This window comes from Peribacillus faecalis (assembly GCF_014712675.1).
In the GTDB taxonomy this organism is placed as follows: domain Bacteria; phylum Bacillota; class Bacilli; order Bacillales; family DSM-1321; genus Bacillus_AD; species Bacillus_AD faecalis.
Map to the genome: position 1 here is coordinate 20,256 of NZ_JACXSI010000009.1, position 20,142 is coordinate 40,397.

General features: G+C 32.6%; 19 protein-coding genes. All 19 read right to left on the bottom strand.

The window, feature by feature from the left end:
- Positions 1–46 precede the first annotated feature (46 nt).
- Complete coding sequence (locus IEO70_RS04805) at positions 47–1,231, bottom strand: glycoside hydrolase family 88 protein (protein WP_190997225.1); 1,185 nt, start codon at positions 1,229–1,231, stop codon at positions 47–49.
- Between the two features lie 17 nt (positions 1,232–1,248).
- Positions 1,249–2,436: a glycosyltransferase gene (locus IEO70_RS04810; RefSeq protein WP_190997226.1), complete on the bottom strand. Its 1,188-nt coding sequence runs from the start codon at positions 2,434–2,436 to the stop codon at positions 1,249–1,251.
- Complete coding sequence (locus tag IEO70_RS04815; protein ID WP_190997227.1) at positions 2,433–3,635, bottom strand: glycosyltransferase; 1,203 nt, start codon at positions 3,633–3,635, stop codon at positions 2,433–2,435. The genes IEO70_RS04810 and IEO70_RS04815 overlap by 4 nt, the downstream gene beginning before the upstream one ends.
- 18 nt (positions 3,636–3,653) lie before the next feature.
- Positions 3,654–4,811: a polysaccharide pyruvyl transferase family protein gene (locus IEO70_RS04820; RefSeq protein WP_190997228.1), complete on the bottom strand. Its 1,158-nt coding sequence runs from the start codon at positions 4,809–4,811 to the stop codon at positions 3,654–3,656.
- 11 nt (positions 4,812–4,822) lie between these two features.
- Complete coding sequence (locus tag IEO70_RS04825) at positions 4,823–5,860, bottom strand: glycosyltransferase family 2 protein (protein ID WP_190997229.1); 1,038 nt, start codon at positions 5,858–5,860, stop codon at positions 4,823–4,825.
- Positions 5,857–7,083 (bottom strand): glycosyltransferase, encoded by a 1,227-nt coding sequence (locus IEO70_RS04830; protein WP_190997230.1) that lies wholly within the window; start codon positions 7,081–7,083, stop codon positions 5,857–5,859. The genes IEO70_RS04825 and IEO70_RS04830 overlap by 4 nt, the downstream gene beginning before the upstream one ends.
- Positions 7,084–7,827, bottom strand: coding sequence for a glycosyltransferase family 32 protein (locus tag IEO70_RS04835; protein ID WP_190997231.1), 744 nt, complete (start codon positions 7,825–7,827; stop codon positions 7,084–7,086). It abuts the gene before it with no gap.
- 5 nt (positions 7,828–7,832) lie between these two features.
- A complete protein-coding gene (locus IEO70_RS04840) occupies positions 7,833–8,189 on the bottom strand; it encodes a helix-turn-helix domain-containing protein (RefSeq protein ID WP_190997232.1) in 357 nt (118 codons plus the stop codon).
- A gap of 29 nt (positions 8,190–8,218) precedes the next feature.
- The gene (locus tag IEO70_RS04845; RefSeq protein WP_190997233.1) at positions 8,219–9,382 is read right to left on the bottom strand and encodes a DegT/DnrJ/EryC1/StrS family aminotransferase; all 1,164 of its coding nucleotides are present in this window, start codon (positions 9,380–9,382) and stop codon (positions 8,219–8,221) included.
- A gap of 14 nt (positions 9,383–9,396) precedes the next feature.
- Entirely contained in the window at positions 9,397–10,026 is a 630-nt protein-coding gene (locus IEO70_RS04850; RefSeq protein WP_190997234.1) for an acetyltransferase, read from the bottom strand.
- Entirely contained in the window at positions 10,026–10,631 is a 606-nt protein-coding gene (locus IEO70_RS04855; protein WP_190997235.1) for a sugar transferase, read from the bottom strand. The genes IEO70_RS04850 and IEO70_RS04855 overlap by 1 nt, the downstream gene beginning before the upstream one ends.
- Positions 10,632–10,826: 195 nt before the next feature.
- On the bottom strand, positions 10,827–11,855 hold the full coding sequence (gene galE, locus IEO70_RS04860; RefSeq protein WP_190997236.1) for a UDP-glucose 4-epimerase GalE: 1,029 nt from the start codon (positions 11,853–11,855) through the stop codon (positions 10,827–10,829).
- Positions 11,856–11,871: 16 nt separating this feature from the next.
- On the bottom strand, positions 11,872–12,957 hold the full coding sequence (locus IEO70_RS04865) for an EpsG family protein (protein WP_190997237.1): 1,086 nt from the start codon (positions 12,955–12,957) through the stop codon (positions 11,872–11,874).
- Positions 12,954–13,889 carry a glycosyltransferase family 2 protein gene (locus IEO70_RS04870; RefSeq protein ID WP_235973496.1) on the bottom strand — a complete coding sequence of 312 codons (936 nt, stop codon included), beginning with the start codon at positions 13,887–13,889 and terminating at the stop codon, positions 12,954–12,956. Before IEO70_RS04870 ends, IEO70_RS04865 begins: the two co-directional genes overlap by 4 nt.
- A gap of 1 nt (position 13,890) precedes the next feature.
- Complete coding sequence (locus IEO70_RS04875) at positions 13,891–15,006, bottom strand: glycosyltransferase family 1 protein (protein WP_190997239.1); 1,116 nt, start codon at positions 15,004–15,006, stop codon at positions 13,891–13,893.
- An 11-nt stretch (positions 15,007–15,017) separates the two neighbouring features.
- Positions 15,018–16,085, bottom strand: a complete 1,068-nt coding sequence (locus IEO70_RS04880) for a glycosyltransferase (protein WP_190997240.1) — start codon at positions 16,083–16,085, stop codon at positions 15,018–15,020.
- The gene (locus IEO70_RS04885) at positions 16,048–17,220 is read right to left on the bottom strand and encodes a glycosyltransferase family 4 protein (protein ID WP_190997241.1); all 1,173 of its coding nucleotides are present in this window, start codon (positions 17,218–17,220) and stop codon (positions 16,048–16,050) included. The genes IEO70_RS04880 and IEO70_RS04885 overlap by 38 nt, the downstream gene beginning before the upstream one ends.
- On the bottom strand, positions 17,217–18,113 hold the full coding sequence (galU, locus tag IEO70_RS04890; RefSeq protein ID WP_190997242.1) for a UTP--glucose-1-phosphate uridylyltransferase GalU: 897 nt from the start codon (positions 18,111–18,113) through the stop codon (positions 17,217–17,219). The genes IEO70_RS04885 and galU overlap by 4 nt, the downstream gene beginning before the upstream one ends.
- A 12-nt stretch (positions 18,114–18,125) precedes the next feature.
- Positions 18,126–19,952 (bottom strand): polysaccharide biosynthesis protein, encoded by a 1,827-nt coding sequence (locus IEO70_RS04895; protein WP_190997243.1) that lies wholly within the window; start codon positions 19,950–19,952, stop codon positions 18,126–18,128.
- Positions 19,953–20,142: the final 190 nt, after the last annotated feature.

Genomic DNA, 20,142 nt, shown 5'->3' on the forward strand with positions numbered 1-20,142 from the left:
CTTCCTCTAGCTCTAAAATAGTTAAAAACCTTTTTAAACAAATACTTCAGCTCCTTATGTTAGACTGTGCATTAACTGTCCTTATACAAAATCCTTGTGTAAATGGTAATATATTATATAGTTGCGAATATACGCCGATATCTTTTGTATCTCCTTGTGAAAAATCAATAGATCCATCTTTTCTTGTGACGCTCATCAAATAATTTGTAGCTCTATTTGTACTTTCAAGACATTCTTTATTAATCTCTTTTATTTTTGATGAGTTGAGTAAAAACCATGCTAATATTGCCGTTGTTGAAGAGTCCGATCTAGTTTCTTCTCTTATTACAGTCCAATTCCAGCTGCCATTCGATTGTTGAAAAAAGATGACTGATTTAGCTAATTTTATAATTATTTTTTCTAAATCATTTTTATACGAAGAATGATTACTAAGTTCATTCCAAGTATCAATTAAACCTATGGAAAGCCATCCGATTCCTCTACCCCATCCGTATATTCCAAGTGGTAATTTATTTTCGACTTGGTACGCATGACAAGGAATGAAATGTTCATCCAGCATTCCGAATTTCACATATTCTTGAATCTGGTTTATTGCTAACTCTATACATTCTGGTTTATTGTACTTTTTACCATAAGCCACTAAAAAAGGACATATAAAACCTATCGTGTCTACATATCTGTAGCTCTGCATAGATTTTCTATATCCTACTGTACCGTCCGATCCTATATGCTCTTTTATTAGATCCCAAGTATAATTTAAAGCTTGTTTATATCGATTCACTTCGATAAAATCCATTTTCATAATTGCATATGCTAAAATGCCCACATCTACATGTATTGGTTTTTGCTTCCATTGTCCATTTTTATCAAATTTGTTATTTAAGAAATTTGTCATTTCTTTTTCAATATGATTCTCCTTCGAATTTTTCATATATTCAATCAAACCCAATATTAATGCTGCCTCTTGCCAATGCTGGATAGAACTTTTTGAATAATTCCCTCTTAATATATCTATAAATATTAGCCTTGTATTATCCGTCACTTTAATTTTAGGTGTATGATTTAACCATTTAATTGCTTTAATTGTAATCTTTTCATTCCATGCAGAGTAGTTCGAAAATTTCCCAATATGAATTCGCTTGAACCAATCTGACATTATTGGGGTAAGATCAATTAAAATAATTCCTATTACTAATAGTAGAATTACAAAAATCGGTATTAGTATAAGCATTCCTTTGTTCCTTTCGTTTATCCTGCATTAAACATCTGATATAGCTTGTGAATTTCTGATTCCGTACCAAGCTTTTCCTTGGCTAAATGATTTGTCAATTTTGTTCTCAAGTTTAAATCATCAATTAATAATTGAATGCCTTTAGCAATTGCATCTGCATCCATTTCTACTATTATTCCGGTTTGATTATTTATAATTTGATCTGATACTGTACTGAAATTTGTAACAACAATCGGCTTGTTTAAAATCTTCGCTTCGTCGATCGCAATAGATTTACCTTCAAATCTGGAACATTGGACATAGATATCTGCATTTTTAATATAAGGATATGGATTTTCTTTCATACCTAATAAGAAAAAATGATCATTTAAATTATGTTTATCGATTAGTAATTCTAATTCTTTTCTTTCTTCACCTTCTCCAATAACAAACCATTTAATCGGATAATTTTGACTGATAAGTTTTTTACATGCTTCAATGGCCATTTCATAACCTTTTTGAAAATGTAATCTTCCTATGGAAACAATTTTGATGCCAGAAGTATTTAATTTAATATCGTCCTGAGCCAATTTAATTATTGTTTGGGGAGAAACGATATTATGCATTACTTTAACTCTTTTCTCAAAAATGGGAAAGTTCCGTTTAAGCACTTCGCTGCATTGTTCAGACACTGTAACAATGTGATCTAATTTTTGAAAATACTTTTTATCAATATTCGAATCAAGTCCCAACTTTTCATAATCATTATGAATAAAGCCAATTTTTTTAGTAGCACTCACTTGGTCTACACAATAATAAAGAGGATTTTTCTCCAAATAACCGATTGCAATGTCATATTTTTTATTGATTTTCCCAAAAGATCTTGAGAGGTATTTCCATACTCTTTGTTGACATCGTATAGGATTCTTTTCGGTTTTGTAAATGAAACCAGCCATAATTCGATTAAAAGCAATATCAACTCTTCTTATTTTAAGAGAATTTAATACTGCTTTTTTTATTGGCATATCGAAATATGCATATTCAGGAGGTTCCTTCATTATGGTGACTTGATTGGGAACATTAGTAAGGAATATTCCTTCCTTATTAAATAGTAATAAATCAACATCAAATCGGTTATAATCTAAAACCTCCAGTAACGAGATTAGTGCTTTTTCAGCGCCTCCACAATTTAAATTGTTCATGATAAATAATACGCTTTTTTTCATGCATTGGACACATCCTCGATAAGAGCATAAAATTTTTCAATTTCTTTTTCAGTACTTAAATTTTCTTTTGAAAGGTTGCTGATGATGTTACATTTCAATTGCTTATCATGAATTAATGTAGCAATTCCACCACATATCGAATTAGGATCTTGATTAACAATTAATCCATTTTTCTTATCACTAATTTGATCTTTAACAGTAGGATAATTTGTTACGACAATAGGCTTATGTAATATCTTTGCTTCATCAATAGCTATAGATTTACCTTCATACCTGGATGGTTGAACATAGATATCCGCATTTTTTATGTATGGATAGGGATTAGCTTTTGTTCCCAAAAGTATAAAAATATTTGTCAATCCATTTCTCTTAATTAATTGCTCTAAATTTTCTCTTTCAGTACCTTCACCTATAATCTGCCAACTAATTTGATATCCTTGATTTACAAGAAGCTTACAGGCATTAATCGCTAAATCAATGCCTTTCTCATAACTTAGCCGGGCTACTGTTATCAGTTTAATATAATTTTTTTCTTGAGTTGAAATGTCATTTCCACTTTTATGTGATAGTTCCTCTACAGTTTGTGGAGATACTATATTTTCTATTATTTTTATTCTATCTTTTAAATCGGGAAATGTTGTCATTAAAGAATGAGCACATTCGTTTGAGACGGTAACAAGATAGTCTAACTTGTTAAAATAGGAAGCATCAAACCTATAATCCATGTCAGAATTCCCGTAATTTGTATGTATCCATCCAATTTTTTTCTTTGCAATTACTTTATCAACAATGAAATAGATTGGTGATTTTTCAAGAAAACCTATAGCAATATCATACTCTTTTTTTAATTGTACAAATGAATTACTAACATATCTCCATGTTTTTTGCTCCTTATTAGTCTTGGATATAATATTGAACAAAGAAAACATTAATCTTGAATAAACTAACAACATTTTTCCTTCTTTTAAAAATTGTTTTATAGATTTAATAATAAATCTGGTGAAAATCTTATTATCATAAGGTATTTCTATAATATTAACTTCTTTTGGGATTAAGTTTAAAAACAAACCTGATTTATTAAATAATAATAAATCTACTTCATATACTTCATAATCTATTTGTAACAGTAAGTTTGTTAAACTTTTTTCTCCCCCACCAGAAGTTAAACTAGGCATGACAAATAAGAGCTTTTTTTTCATTTTCACACCTCATAATAATCAAGTTAACTCTTTTATATAATCTACTGCTTTATACGAAAGTTTTTGTATGACAGGTATTTTTTGTTGCAAATGATTTTTAATTGCTGCTTCTTCTTCAACCATCTGCTCAAAGCATTGTATAAGTTTCTTATAATCTGATATTTCATTAACCCCTAACACAAATTTCTCCTCGCCGAATAGATCTTTGGCAATTCCTTTTGATTTAACACTATAGCCTAATACCATAGTAGGTACATTCGTTGAATAGGCCGCAATCGTTGCATGAGTTCTTGCTCCTATAAAGAATTTCATTCTAGCAATATAACCCTTGTATTCTGTAGCTTTTAAATTGTCTGGTAATATTATTATTCTGTTTGTATTTTTGAACTCTTCATAAAAGCTATTAAGTATAAGATAATCATTATTTCCTTCTTCGATTACATGTGGAGTTAATGCAATTGTAAGATTTGTCGTATCTAAAATATGTTGAATTAACATTCTTACAGATGATTTAGCATCTTTATTCTTTTCATCAATTAACGGGCTGAAATTAAGTCCAACCACATGCCCTTCTTTCCAAATTGGAGGTAAAGGTAGTTCCGTTTTTTCCATCGTAAAAGCAGGATCTGCACATAACTTTACATTAGTAAGCCCATTATCTTTTAACAATGTGTAAGTAAGTGTTTCTCGTGCTAAAATTAAATCAAACAGTTTTAAATCTTCTAACTTCTTCGGAGACAAGTCCTCTTCACCAATGGAACAAGCCCACAATACTAATTTTTTTCCTTGTTCTTTTATTCTTCTATCTATTTCGTACATTCCTGGCTGCTCTCCATAGCAATAATTGTCTCCACCAATAGATAAAAAGATATCCACATCTTTTATATGTTTAATTATGTTCTTCTCTATATGTCCTAATGCAAAAGATTCCTTTTGCATTAATTTCAATTGAATTGCGGACAAAAACCAATTAATAGAATATTTTCTTAAAGGTGTTTTTGATCCATCATAAATCCCATCTAGATTCAACAAAAAGGTATCAGTAGCAGGTTTTCCAGATACTAAATATACTTTTGAAGTTTTTATTTTTTCTTTTATAATTGTGCTGGATGATCTAACAATTGCTTCACATCCTCTATTTAAGCTGCCATTATGGGCAAACATCATTACTTTCATACATATACTCCTTACTTTTCTTTATTTCTAGCACGACTATACGCTGTAATCAGGTATAGAATTATAGTAAGTCTTTTTCTTATCGCATAAATAAGTGCTCTCTCATAACTGACTAATCCACTTTGATTTTCTATATAATAATAAGATAATGATTCTTGAACACTTTTATCACTTATCATTTTCTTTATAAATAAGTATCTTTTAAGGAAGGATACTTCTTTAGATGGTTGAAAATATATATGAATATAAGCTATGGTACTTTTAATCAGCTTGATTGATTTAAATTGCTTTATAGTATGAATACCAATTTTATTTTGGATTTGATCAGGGAGTTCCATATTATATACATTTAATGATTGCTGGAAGTAGTTTTTTTTAAGAATATTTCTAGTTGCACTACCAGCTACTTCTCTATAGTAATACCCAGTATAATCAAGATAGATTGTATTTTTAGCAGTATAAAAAAAAGAAATATTAAACATTCCATCTTCTCCTAAGTCCATGTTCCGCGGGAAGGTAATATTCTTTTCTTGTATTATTTTATTTTTAAATATCTTATTACAAACTGTGTTCAAATTCTCTTCCTTTATGAAGTAGGGAAGTATTGTATGATTAATAAAATCTACGTCTAAAAGATTGTTTTTCGGAAAAGTATAATCTGTAATAAGCTTATGTCCGTCTATTTCACTTTCATAATTACAAAAAACAACATCACAATTATATTCTTTCGCTTTCGTATATAATTGTTCATACATATCTACTTCTACAAAGTCATCTGCATCAACAAAGCCAATATACTCGCCGGAAGCCCTGTGTAATCCAGCATTACGTGTCGTACTTACTCCACTATTTTCTTGATTTATCAGTATTATTCTATTATCTATTTTTTTATACTCATTAATAATTTGTTCACTATTATCAGCTGATCCATCATTTATAAATATAAATTCACATTGCTGTAAAGTTTGATTCAAAAGTGATTCTATGCATTCACGAATATACTTTTCTGCATTGTATACAGGTATAATGACGCTAACTTTAACACTCATAACCCCGCGGCTTCCTTTTTATCGTTATTATCGCTAAACAATCGATACAATAACTGTAATTGATTATAATTAGCATAATTAGATTTCTTACAATTAAACTCTAATTTCTTTCTTAAATTTAGATCTTGGTATAACTTTTCTATTTCATTAGCAATTCCTTCAGGAGACATATTGCAAATAACACCATCGTATCCATCATTAATTTGACTGTTTGCTGTAGAGTAATCTGTTATCACTACTGGTTTATTTAAAATTTGTGCTTCGATTACAGTTACTGCTTTCCCTTCATACCTAGATGGTTGAATATACAAATCTGCATTTAACATAAATGGATAAGGATTTATGTGTTTCCCTAGAAATATAAAATTATTTTCTAAATTATATTGTTTTACTAATTCCTTTAGGATTGATTCCTCGCCACCATAACCTAAAATATACCATGCTATATTATTAAAACCTCTATCCTTCAATATTTTTAAAGCTTTAATGGCTTGATCAATTCCCTTTGCATGAGATAGTCTGGCTACAGTAATTATTTTAAATCTAGTATCTAGAAACATAGGATTGTCTATTTTTTCAGTAGCCAAATTTTTAATTAAATTTGGTGATGTTAAATTTTCAATTACGACTACTTTCTTCTCTAATTCACCATATTTTTTTAAAAAGGATTGTTTTGAAGCTTCTGAGACCGCAATGATAAAATCAAATTTGTTCCAGATTTTCACATCTGATTTTTCATCTACTTCAATTGCTGAATAATCAGTATGTATCCATGCTATTTTCTTTTTAGCTTTTACCTTTTCTGCAACAAAATAATGCGGCCATAAATAACTTATCGCTACATCGTATTCTTTATTTAAATCAGGAAGAATCGGTAGTGCAAATTTCCACATAAGTTGCATCTGATAGTAACCAGGTTCTGCTATTTTATTAACCCTTCCTTTTATATCAGCCATTATTTTAGAAATTACTCTTGAAATAGCAATAGGATATTGTTTAGTTTTCAAGACTTCCGCTATGGATTTCCTAAATGTAGTGTATTGAGTTATTTCCTCTAATAAAGTTATTTTATCAGAGAGTAAATTCATAAAATCTCCCTGGTGTTTGTACAACATTAAATCCACAGTATAGTTTGCATAATCAAAATTATTTAACAAACTAATTAAACTTCGCTCAACACCGCCTATTTCCATATCGAATGATGCTATTAGTACGGATTTCATTTATATATTCTCTCCTCTAGAAAAAGTCGATCTTATTCTAGCTATATTACTCCCACCTATTACTTTGGCTGCCAGCTTTTTAACTTTTCCTTTCATTCTAGTTTTCAATGGCATCCAACTCTTATAAAAATGATGCATAGCATAAGTGTTTTTTGTTTTCATTGTATAGCAATTAATATAATCATAAGGTGAAAAGTAATCTTGGGAAAAAAAAGCGCCACATCCTTTTATTTCTTGATATGTGCCGCTTCTCTTAAGCCCCTTTTTTTCTAACAGTTCTGTAACTATTGCTACATTTGTTTTTTCATTTAATTGACCATCTGATTGAATAAAATCGAGATTTTTATAACTATCTACAAAAGTTTTGATGAATGGATGCTGTTTTTTTGCACCTATAGTGCTTGTTGCTATATAATTTGCCTGTTCAAAGCCCCAAAAGGAATCATGATGGAGTAAATCATCAAAAGATTTGAATACTTCCACATCAGTATCTAAATATATGCCCCCGTACTGGTACAATGAATGAACCCTTACATAATCGCTAACAAAAGCATATTTTCCCGTTTTGTATGCTTCTTTTACATAATTGTTAATGGATAGATCGAAGTTATCTTCATTCCACTCTTTAATTTCATAATCAACTAGTACTTCTCGCCAGCTCTTAATACAACGCTTAATGAGTTCTGGCTTTTCCTTTTTTCCAAACCAACAGTAGTGGATGATTTTAGGAATACTTTCTTTCACTTTTCCTACTCCTTTTTATTACAATTAGAAAGATGATTCTGCCACTGAATGAATTCAATAAGAGTTTTATAATGATGCAGTTGTTCTTTTTGTATTCCAGATTTCTTTAACTCTTTAATGAAATCTATCCACTCTTTTTCAAGTATTTGCGAATCATCTTGTTTTAAGATAGGACTTAATATTGTATCAATTTCTACTTGTAATACATTTGCAAGTTTTATAATAACTTCAACAGAAGGATTTTGATTTAGGTCTCTTTCTATATTGCTCAAATAAGATTTTGATATGTTTGACCTTCCAGCTAATTCCGAGAGAGTAAATCCTCTGTCTTTCCGAATTTCTGAAATTTTTTTCCCTATCATATAAAGTCCCTCTTCATTAACATTGAAATTTATTTTGTTACGAAATTTGTATCGTATTTAAATGCTTTAGTTATCGTAGAAATAATTAGTAATTGTTCTGCGGTTGTAAGATTTGAACCTGATGGTAAACATAGTCCTGTTTTGAATAGTTTTTCTGCTACATGCTCATTTTCATCATGAGGATAATATGTACTGTCTTTGAAAAGGGGCTGCATATGAAGTGGTTTCCATACATGTCTTGCTTCAATATTCGCTGCTTCCAAAACTTCTAAAAGAGCTGATACGGTCATTGGTGATATATTTTCTGAAATCGTTAAAGCTGTTAACCACCGATTTGATTGTGTATGTTCTAATTCAGGCATAAAATTAATTCCTTGTAATTCTGCTAAAAAGCTATAATATGAATTAAAAATATTTCTTCTTGTTTCTACCCGCTGATGCAATACTTTTAATTGACTACGGCCAACAGCAGCTAAAATATTACTCATTCTATAATTGTATCCAAGTTTACTATGCTGATAGTAAGGTGCCGGATCTTTAGCTTGTGCAGCTAGAAAGCGTGCGTTCTTTATTGCTTCACTATCATTAGATACAAGCATCCCACCTCCAGATGTAGTAATTATTTTATTTCCATTAAAAGAATAAACACCAAATTTTCCGAATGTCCCGCTTGCCTGTCCTTTATAAGTAGATCCTAATGATTCCGCGGCATCTTCGATTATGGGAACGTTATAAAGTTTGCATAGCTCACAAATTTCGTCCATTTTCGCCGGCTGTCCATATAAATTCACGACAATAACCGCTTTAGGTAATTTGCCATCAGATGCTGCATCTTTAAGGGCTCTCTCAAGAGCTAACGGAGACATATTCCAAGTGTCTGGTTCTGAGTCAATAAATACTGGTTCTGCACCTAAATATAAAATTGGATTTGCTGAAGCAACAAAGGTAAGTGTTGAACAGAAGACAATATCATCTTTTTTTACATCCAATAAAGAAAGAGCTAAATGAATCGCAGCTGTACCCGAACTGACAGCTATTGCATCATTAGCCCCAACATAACTCGCTAATTCCTTTTCAAATGCTTCTACATTCGGACCAAGAGGTGCAATCCAGTTAGAAGCGAATGCTTCTTTAATGTATTCGATCTCTTCTCCGCTCATATGAGGAGGGGAAAGGAGGATTTTCTTCTTCATTATGTTAACTCCCTTCACCAAACTTTTTCTATTACTTTTGCCGGACTTCCGACAGCTTTAGAGTAAGAAGGTATATTATGAATAATTGTTGAACCAGCTCCGATCATACACCATTCTCCTATTGCAATCCCTGGTATTACCGAAGCAGCTGCACTTATCTGTGTTCCTTCTCCAACTTTCACTAATCCCGTTAACGTGGCATTTGGTGCAATATGTGCAAAATCTTCTATTACATTATCATGTTCCACCACAGCAGATGAATTTATGATAACGTGATTTCCGATAACTGTATTAGCGTTAATTACCACTTTAGGCATAATGACTGTGCCATAACCTATTTTCACACTAGGGCTAATTACGGCCGAAGGATGGAGCAATGATGCATATTTATCGGACGGGATTTTTAGTTCTGTAACTATCTTTTTTCTTATCTTATTATTTCCAATAGCAAGTATAATTTTAAACTCATAGCTTTGCTCAAGTTCTTTTATATAAGAAATGGGAGCATACAATATGTCACTTTTAACAACTTTCGTGAACTGATCGTCTAAAACAGCAAATAATTCAAACTTCTTATTCGCTAAAACCAAATCTCTAATAACCCTCGAATGACCGCCATTGCCTATAAGTATAATTTTCTCCATTACATACCTTCTTTTTTCTGAGAACCTATAAATTTTTCAACAGTCACATGATTGGATTGCGTAATTCCCTCTGATTGAATTACTTTCTTAATCGTCACAAACAAAATTCTCATATCTAACCAAAAAGTCCGATTTGAAGCATACCAACTGTCCAAAGCTAGTTTTTCTTCCCAGGTTATTGAATTTCTTCCGTTAATTTGTGCCCATCCTGTAATACCCGGCTTTACTTTATGCCTCTTTGCTTGTTCTTTAGTATATAAAGGTAAATATTCTAATAATAATGGTCGCGGACCTACTAAACTGATATCCCCGCGTATTACATTCCATAATTGCGGTAATTCATCTAAGCTGTAACTCCTCAATAATTTCCCGAAATGTTCAAGTCGATCAGCATCAGGCAACAATTGTCCGTTTTCATCTTTTTTATTATTCATTGTTCTAAATTTATAAAATTTAAAAGGTTTTCCATGTAGGCCTGGACGCTCTTGAATAAAGAGAATCGGGGTACCAATCTTAATTTTTATTAAGATAGCAAGTATACACATAACCGGCATAAAAATTATAAATAATAAAGTGGACACTAATAAATCAAAAAATCTTTTCATTTCTCCATATCCATCCTTATCACTTATTTTTCATTGCTAATATGATTTGCTGTTTTATTTCTTCAACTAAATCCTTCGCATTTATGTTCTCCGATTCTATATTACAAGCATAAGTAAGGATTTTTTTTAAAATGACTTCATCTAAATAACTAGTTTCTTTCATAATCTCACCTTTAACTTTGGATAAAATATTCTTTATGATTGAATGGAGGTATGCTCTGCTATATATCCATTCGGATTACTGCTTTGCCATTTCCAGGCATCTTTACACATTTGAGTTATTGTCTTATCAGCATACCATCCTAATTCCTTATTAGCTTTTGATGCATTTGCAAAACAAATGGCTGCGTCGCCGGGTCTTGAATTAACAATGTTATAAGGAATATCAACACCGGTTGCTTTTTCAAAAGCTTGAACAATTTCTAACACGCTGTACCCTTTTCCTGTTCCGAGGTTATAAATAGAAACTTCTTCTAAAGGTGAATGCTCTAGTGCTTTCAGATGACCGATAGCCAAATCTACAACATGGATGTAGTCTCTAACACCAGTTCCATCTTTAGTTGGATATTGGTTTCCAAACACTTGAAGTTCTGGCAATTCTCCAATTGCCACTTTTGTTATATACGGCATTAAGTTATTCGGGATTCCGTTTGGATCTTCTCCAATCAGACCACTTTCGTGAGCACCTATTGGATTAAAATACCGCAAAATGGATATGCTCCATTTTGGATCTGAAAAATGGATATCATGTAATATCTCTTCTATTATTAGTTTCGTTCTTCCGTATGGATTAGTCACATTTAAAGGGAAGTCTTCAAAAATTGGTACCTTCTCAGGCATTCCATACACTGTTGCTGAGGAACTGAAAATTAACTTTTTTACATTATTTTTTTGCATGACTTCACATAAATTAATCGTACTCTGCAAATTGGTTTTGAAATATTTCAAAGGCTTTGCAACAGATTCTCCAACTGCCTTAAGACCTGCAAAATGAATGACCGCATCTATTTGATGTTTGTAAAAAACCATTTCCAAATCCTCTTTATTACACAAATCTATTTCATAAAAAAAGAAGCTTTTCCCTGTAATCATTTGTACACGGTTTAAAGCTTCTTTTTTACTATTCGAAAGATTATCTACAATCACCAATTCATAGCCGGCATTTAAAAGTTCGACACATGTATGTGACCCTATATATCCAGCTCCTCCAGTTACTAATATCACAGAACACTCACCTTCCTTATATAAGATTCTCTAAAATAGGACTTCGGTAATAAAGGTTTAAACTAATGACAGTTTCGTAATAATAATAGGCAAAATAAAAGATTAGCATACAATAATAAATGAATTTTTGATCTTTTCTCGCAAAAATCACTAAGATCCATGAGATTAATACTAATTGGAATAGATTAAAATAAATTGATACTCGGGCAAATATCCAGTTTTGAGTTGAAATGATCATAAAAATCAATCCAAATAGTGACATATTGACAATATAATCGACGTTAGGGAAAACTTCTCTTAATTTATCTCTCCCTAAATACGCTAAGATAAGTGGTGCTGAACTAACAACTACACGGATTATATTAGCTCCTCCTTCATCAAAAGATGAATACTCGCTATATTGAGTATCTTCAATCGCTGAAAATAGGATTGATGTAAACTGTTCAAAGCCTATTACAATTAATATAGATACTACTAAACTGAAAATGGTGAACTTTGACCAAGCCTTAACGCGCGTCAGGAAATACATTGGCAATAAAATAAGTGCGCTAAAATGGAATGTCGATGCAAATAAAATAATTAAAGCATATTTTACAAAGTTCCCTTTTAGTAAATATTTAATCGCTATAAAACAAATAGCTGCTGCCATTACTTGACGTAAACCATTCATTGAAACAACATGTGTACCGCCCGTAATATAAACGAAAGTACTTAACTCGAAAAATTTAGAATAATTGTAAAAAACAGCTATAATCAATATATTTGTGACCATTGCTGTAATAAAAATTAAATATTGTGGCTTGTCAGTAAAGTTTTGAAGGATCATTTGATAAATACCAAATCCAATATCCTTACCTTCTTTAACCTTTTCCCAGTTAAACTCTTGTGTTTTAAAGGAATGAGCATATAGCGGCGTATCACCAATATTTGTTTGTAACCCAGAAACAATTACTAAAGTTGCCATAACAAGAAATACAAGAAGCTTATTTGGTTTAGGATAATTCGTATTAATTCCATTATCTAGATAAGCTGGTTTAGCAAATAGTCTACTTAAAATCGAAAATATAAAAACAAGTGCAAGATTGATCCATAAAATGGTCACTGATTAAAACCCTTTCTCTCACCTTGTTGTACTGTAGCAACAATTTTTTCTGTTTTCGTTTTATATAATATAAGTAGGAATAAAATATATCCAAACGGTAAAGCATAGAGTGTAAGTAGTTTTTTTGGACTATCTTTAACTAACCGTTTATTTTTCATCATTAAGCTACTAGAAACATAATGTATAGCCTGACGAAACTTATAAATAGTACTTCCGAATGGAAGTTTCATGAGCTCTTTTCTGAAAAAAGAAAAACCTTGTGGGTTGTTTCGATATTGTTTGTACATGTTAAGTGATGAGCCATCTGGCAAATATTCAACATAGCAAACTATTTCATTCATTACTAGCAGTTCATATTGCTGATCAATTTTGAAATACTTATAAGTGAGACCGACATATTTCTCGTTTTCGAACAAAGGATAAGGATACTGTTTTGTTAATTCCGTGCGATATATGAGTTTTTTATCACCGGTAACTCCTTGCTTTTGATATAAATCAAATAAAGTCGATGAAGTTATTTCTTCTGGTAATCTAGACCCTAAAATTTGATTGTCTGTCGTTGCATCTAAAGCAACAATACCACTATACTTTTCGCTTCCGTATTTTCTCCAAAAACGAACAATCTTTTCTACAGCATCATCCGCCATATAATCATCTGAATCTATACATACATTTAGTTCCGTATTTATATGTTCATATGCTGTATTATGGGCTCCATGCATTCCTTGATTCTCTTGGTAGACATATTCGATTTCAAAAGGAGCTTCTGTCACCCATTTTTCTACTAGTTGTTTTGTTGTATCTGTTGATCCATCATCTATAATCAACCATTTAAATTCTTTTGATGTTTGTCTGAGAAGACTTTCGTAACAGAGGTGTAAGGAATAAGCTCTATTATATGTTGGAGTAAAAACGGTAAGAGTAGGACTCAAACTATACCCCTCCCATCGAATAGACTTTTTCATAATAGGAGACTAACCAGTTTGCTGTTGTTGTTGTATCAAATCCATTGCTGCTCATCTGTTCAAAAGTATCAGTATGCTGAAGGGATGAAGACAATATTGTTTCAGCCCAGACCTTTGATGAATCCCTTAAACTCATAAACTGAATTCGGTCAGTTATCTCAACTTCATTTGTAATAGAGTTAGAGACTATACATTTCAAACCGGCAGCTTGAGCCTCAATTAAAACAACTGGAAGCCCCTCAAATAATGACGGAAATAAAAACAGATCCATTGCTTGCATTAACTGTGGTATATCTTCTCTTACTCCTAAAAACTTCACATTAGCTGATAAACCTAATTTATGTACTTTTTCTTTTATTTTTTTCTTAAGATTACCTTCACCTATAAGCAGTAAGGTCACATTAGGAAACATGTCATGGACCGCCTTAAAAATATCAATCAAAAAATCATGATTTTTTTGTTTGTTAAATCTACCAACATGGCCAATAACTATACTTTCACCAACATTTAGGTTCTCTCGTAATTTAAGTCGGACTTCTGGATCAAATTGAAATTCTTTCACATTTACAGCATTATTTAAAACAATTGTGCCTTTTTGGTCTGTATTTTTTCCGAATAGCCAGTTACCAGCTCTTTTTGAGCAAGCGAAATATTGATTTGTATGACTCTTAAGAAGAGCTCGAGCATATATACGGAAAGGCAGTTTAAAATCAACGCTTAAGTCACTTAAATGACTATGAGCAATCCGTATTGGAACATGTGCCTTTTTTGCAGCCCTTAATACAAAGCTACTATTTTCATTTATATGGGAATGGACAATTCTATACTCTTTATAATTTTGGAAAAAATAGTCTAATTTCTTGAAATACAGTCTATAGTTTCCTGGCCGGATAGGCGGCATCCGATAGATTTTCCCTCCCAATTCTTCTATTTCATCATCGTAATGACCTCGTTCTTCGCGATGGACCATAAAATCAAATTGAATTTGATCCCGATCAATAGCGCGATAATAGTTCATTAGCATTGTTTCAAGGCCGCCACGATTCATAATCGTAACAACTTGAAGAATTCGAATTGGTTTCATCCTTTTATCACCTACCTTATTCTTTTCCGCAGAAATTCAATGGATTGCAGAAAACCGAAATAACCTATAACGAATCTATATTTAACACATAAATAAAAAGCCCTCCATACGACAGGCATTTGATTTAACTCAAATGTACTGACAGAGTGCCGAATATGTTCATTATTGAGAATCACTTGCAGTTTTTTATATTTCATAAGCGGAAAATCCGAATTGTTTTTGCTGATTGTATTTAAACCTAAACCTAATGTTGACAGAGCAATTCGATTGTTTAATGCTCTCATATATTCGTTGTCCAGTTTTGCTTTTTTTATAATGCTATTAATATTGCTAAATAATGTTGCCCATTGCTGCATTAACATCGGTTTATAATAACTTGTGATTGATGTCTCATTTTCTTTCCAATAATGATAAAAGGGTTCGTTTATAAAGCAGCATGAGTTAGCATTATATACGGCTTCGATATTAAATAGTGAATCTTCATTTGTACCAATCTCTTTAAGGCTTGTAAATTTAATGCCATTATTAGCAATCAAATCTTTTTTATATAATTTTGACCAAACTGGTCCCCAAGCATCTAATAGTTCGGGGTTGGAGATTTCCTCATTTATAGGTCCTATCAATCTTCGCAAAAGAAAGCTTTTCACTTCTTCATTTTTAAAATGATATTCTTTAGGCAGCTCAAATACCTTTATTTTTGAATGATCTTTAAATTCTCTTACATATGAACACATTACAATATCACAATTATATTCATTTGCTTTTTCATACATTGTTGAGTACATGTCACTCTCTATCCAATCATCCGGATCAACAAAGGCAATATATTCACCACTGACTTTTACAATGCCTGCATTTCTTGCTTCTGATACTCCAAGGTTTTCTTGATTGATTATTTTTATGCGTGAGTCCTTGATCTTATAAGCATGAAGTATATCCAAACTTCTATCTGTTGATCCATCATTGACTGCCATGATTTCAATGTCATGAAGTGTTTGTGCCAGCAAACTATCCAAACATCTTGCTAGGTACTTCTCCACATTATAAATTGGCACTATAATACTTACTTTTGGTACCATAGTCTTCCTCCGCAATGTATCGAGAATAAATAGTAGCCATCTCATTTTTTACTTTATTTAAGGTATAGTTTTGGATCCGTAACAAGCTGTTTTCCCCAAGTTTTGCTTCGATATCCGGATTGTTGTACAAAAAGAGTATTTTAGATGCGAACAGGCTTGGTTCATTTGCCACTGAGATAAAGCCATTTTGGTTGTTCTTTATTAGCTCTCGATGTCCGCGATTATTGGTTGCAATAATCGGTAATCCACTGGCCATTGCTTCAAGAATATTTACCGGTAACCCTTCTCTAAGACTAGATGCTACCGCTACGTCACTAAGTTGCAATAATAAATTGATGTCGTTCCGAAAACCGGCAAAGCATATTTTATCTTGAACACCAAGTTGCAATGCCAGTTGTTTGCATTTTTCCAGTAAAGGTCCTTCACCGGCAAAAATCAGACGCGCCTTGGGTAGCGAATTTTTCAATAGTGATAGTGTCCTGATTAATAATTGTTGGTTTTTGTTTTTATTAAATTCCGCTGCATAAAATAAAATGTAATCATCCTGGGCATAGCCAAATTTCATTCTTAAAACAGCTTTTGTCGATGATGTAGCTGGCTTATAATGATTAGTATCAATTCCTACGCCATGGACATGTTCAATCCTTCTTGCTTTAAAGTGGCGTTCTCTGGCTCTTTTATAATCTTCCTGATTGATTGTTATTAAGCAGTCGGTTAACGAAGATAACCATTTTTCAATAGAATAATAAACTAACCAATTTTGTACTGGTGCACCTTTATAAAAGTGGAAGCCATGTGCCGTATAAATGACTTTTGTCCCCTTTTTTCTGGCTGATTGTGCGGCTATGCGTGCAAGTATGCCGCCCATCGGTGTGTGGCAATGTATAATTTCGTAGTCATTTGAATGTATGATTTTCTTTAATTTAAGTAGTGCTTTTATATTTTGTATAGAAAAAGGCGATCGTTGTATTGGGATGGTGTAATGACTATCGACGTAAGGTAAGGGAAGAAAATCTCCCGAGACAGTGTGTACTTCATAGCCCTTTTCTTTAAACCATTTAAAATATGGAAGATGAAAGGAATGAAAATGAATATCTTTCGTTGCACAAAATAAAACAGCTTTCTTGTCTGTCATAATGTGTCAATCTCTTCTTTTAACATTTCCCGATCAACAACCGATTGCAAATAAAATAATAGCTGATTGCGTAACTCGCTATGTTGCAGAGCCATTTCAATTGTAGATTGGATAAATCCGAATTTTTCACCAACATCAAAACGTACCCCCTCAAATTCATATGCATAAATGGCTTCCGCTGCATTTAAAGTGGCAATCGCATCTGTCAGCTGAATTTCTCCGCCGGCTCCAGGTTGTTGATTTTCTAATATTTCGAATATTTTTGGAGTTAATATATACCTTCCCATGATTGCTAAATTGGAGGGTGATTCTTCTATAGCCGGTTTTTCAACTAATCCGTCAACACTATAAAATCTTGCCCCTACTTGTTTAGCATCAATAATGCCATATCGTGATACTTCATTTGGCTTCACTTGCTGAACACCTAGAATAGATGAATTGAAGCGACTATATTGATCAATTAATTGTTTCAAGCAAGGTTTTTCTGCTTGGACAATATCATCTCCTAACAAAACAGCAAAAGGCTCATTACCGATAAACTTACGAGCACACCAAATCGCATGACCTAAGCCTTTTGGCTCTTTTTGTCGAATGTAATGAATATCTACTAGTTTTGAAGACTTTTGCACTTCTTCTAGCAACTCAAATTTACCTTTCTCGTAAAGCGTATGTTCGAGCTCAAAAGAATAATCAAAGTGATCCTCGATTGCACGCTTTCCTTTGCCGGTAACAATAATAATATCCTCAATACCGGACTGGACCGCTTCTTCGATTATATACTGGATTGTCGGCTTATCGACAATCGGCAACATTTCCTTTGGCATCGCTTTTGTCGCCGGAAGAAATCTTGTTCCTAATCCAGCAGCGGGTATTATTGCTTTTCTGATCTTCATATCTTTGCTCCTTTAATTTAATATTGAGATAACTGGATATGTCTCTTCTTGTCCATTTGCAATCAGTAATACTTTGTGCCTAATAAGATCACTATCCCAATTTGAGAAGTTAGCGATTATTTCTTCTATTTCAGGAATAAATAGTTTCTTCGTTTTACCGACATATATATTGGGATATATTTGCTCTTCTAATACCTCATCATGACTTAAAAGCTCTTCATATAGTTTTTCGCCTGGACGGATACCCGTAAATGAAATTTTGATTTCATCCAATGAATAACCGGATAGCTTAATTAACTTTTTGGCCAAGTCCACAATTTTAACAGGTTCGCCCATATCGAGAACAAAGATTTCTCCTCCATCAGCTAGTGCTCCCGCTTGTAAAACCAATCGGGAAGATTCAGGTATGGTCATGAAATAACGGATCATGTCCGGGTGAGTGACTGTCACCGGACCGCCTTTTTCTATTTGTTTTGTAAACAACGGAATGACACTACCTCTACTCCCAAGAACATTCCCGAAACGTACCGCGACAAATTTTGTATCGCTATTTTTATCCATTTCTTGAATAAGCATTTCTGCCAGCCTTTTTGTAGCACCCATTACGCTTGTCGGGTTAACAGCTTTGTCGCTGGAAATCATTACAAACGTTTTCACGCCATACCAGCTAGCAGCATTAGCGACGTTTTGTGTGCCGATTACATTATTTTTAATTGCTTCTTCAGGATTTTTTTCCATGAGCGGCACATGTTTATGAGCAGCAGCATGATATACAACTTCAGGCGAATATTTCTCCATTATTTCCATTAACTTCTTATTATCTTGTATGTCTGCAATTTCCGTTATAAATTCAATACCTGAATGACGATAATTTTCTATTAATTCCATGTAAATTGAATAGATGCTGTTTTCACCATGACCTAATAATATAATGCTTTTCGGAGAGAAGTGGCATAATTGTCTGCATATTTCAGAACCGATGGAACCGCCAGCGCCTGTTACTAAAATTACTTGATCTTTAATGTATTCCGAAATACTTTCAATATCGAGATCAACAGGCTGCCTGCCAAGTAAATCTTCCACTTGCACATCACGAATTTTATTAACCGATAACTTCCCGGTTAGTAAGTCTTCTAACAAAGGTAAGATTTGTGTTTTTGCTTCAGTTTTGGCGCATTCCAAAAAGATACGATTGAGCTCTTCTTTATTTGATGATGGTATTGCTATAATGATATGCTCAATATTAAGCATTTTGACATAATGTTCAATATGCTTCGTTTTGCCAACAACGGGTATACCAAAAATGTCCAGTTTCTGTTTTTTTGTGTCATCGTCTATAAATGCAACAGGCAGCAACTCTGAAGCATTTCCTTTTATAAGCTGTCTTGCAACCATTGTCCCAGCAGATCCAGCACCGATAATCATCGTTTTCTTTTTATTCGTTTGTTTTAATAAATAATAGTCTCTGAATGTTCTCCAAAAAAATCTAGAACCTCCAATTAAAACAAGATGTAATAGCCAAATAGTGATTAGGAGCCGTTCATCGAATACATTTAAAAAGATTACCTGCACAATTGCTGCTAAAATCATGGTCGAAGTTGCCGTTTTTAATATAATCATTAGTTCTCCGATACTGGCATACTCCCAAGACTTCTTATTTAAGTTAAATATATATGCAAAAAGATGATGACCAATTAGCAAAGTTAATGACATAATGCTTAATTCATGCATGCTGATAAGATGATTAGGTATAACTATAGCGTTGCTCCCTAGAAAAGTAATTAAAATGATTACCGTGTCAATCAATATAAATAACGTAAGCCTTTGACGATATTTCATAAAAAGGTTTCATCTCCTACTGCTAAATTAAAAAAGGAAAACCTCCAATAAATTATTAAAGGGTCTTCCGTTTTTAATTTAAATGGGGCATCCAACCCCTCCTCACACCACACCAACGACGACTAGCGTCTAAGGTATATTTCAACCCACAGCATGACCGAGTGCCTCCGTTTATATAGGTAAGGAGACA

Excerpts from the sequence above, each read along its gene's own strand:
- IEO70_RS04805 (WP_190997225.1), bottom strand. The coding sequence starts at position 1,231 with ATGCTTATACTAATACCGATTTTTGTAATTCTACTATTAGTAATAGGA.
- IEO70_RS04810 (WP_190997226.1), bottom strand. The coding sequence starts at position 2,436 with ATGAAAAAAAGCGTATTATTTATCATGAACAATTTAAATTGTGGAGGC.
- IEO70_RS04815 (WP_190997227.1), bottom strand. The coding sequence starts at position 3,635 with ATGAAAAAAAAGCTCTTATTTGTCATGCCTAGTTTAACTTCTGGTGGG.
- IEO70_RS04820 (WP_190997228.1), bottom strand. The coding sequence starts at position 4,811 with ATGAAAGTAATGATGTTTGCCCATAATGGCAGCTTAAATAGAGGATGT.
- IEO70_RS04825 (WP_190997229.1), bottom strand. The coding sequence starts at position 5,860 with ATGAGTGTTAAAGTTAGCGTCATTATACCTGTATACAATGCAGAAAAG.
- IEO70_RS04830 (WP_190997230.1), bottom strand. The coding sequence starts at position 7,083 with ATGAAATCCGTACTAATAGCATCATTCGATATGGAAATAGGCGGTGTT.
- IEO70_RS04840 (WP_190997232.1), bottom strand. The coding sequence starts at position 8,189 with ATGATAGGGAAAAAAATTTCAGAAATTCGGAAAGACAGAGGATTTACT.
- IEO70_RS04845 (WP_190997233.1), bottom strand. The coding sequence starts at position 9,382 with ATGAAGAAGAAAATCCTCCTTTCCCCTCCTCATATGAGCGGAGAAGAG.
- IEO70_RS04850 (WP_190997234.1), bottom strand. The coding sequence starts at position 10,026 with ATGGAGAAAATTATACTTATAGGCAATGGCGGTCATTCGAGGGTTATT.
- IEO70_RS04855 (WP_190997235.1), bottom strand. The coding sequence starts at position 10,631 with ATGAAAAGATTTTTTGATTTATTAGTGTCCACTTTATTATTTATAATT.
- IEO70_RS04875 (WP_190997239.1), bottom strand. The coding sequence starts at position 15,006 with ATGAAACCAATTCGAATTCTTCAAGTTGTTACGATTATGAATCGTGGC.
- IEO70_RS04880 (WP_190997240.1), bottom strand. The coding sequence starts at position 16,085 with ATGGTACCAAAAGTAAGTATTATAGTGCCAATTTATAATGTGGAGAAG.
- IEO70_RS04885 (WP_190997241.1), bottom strand. The coding sequence starts at position 17,220 with ATGACAGACAAGAAAGCTGTTTTATTTTGTGCAACGAAAGATATTCAT.
- galU (WP_190997242.1), bottom strand. The coding sequence starts at position 18,113 with ATGAAGATCAGAAAAGCAATAATACCCGCTGCTGGATTAGGAACAAGA.
- IEO70_RS04895 (WP_190997243.1), bottom strand. The coding sequence starts at position 19,952 with ATGAAATATCGTCAAAGGCTTACGTTATTTATATTGATTGACACGGTA.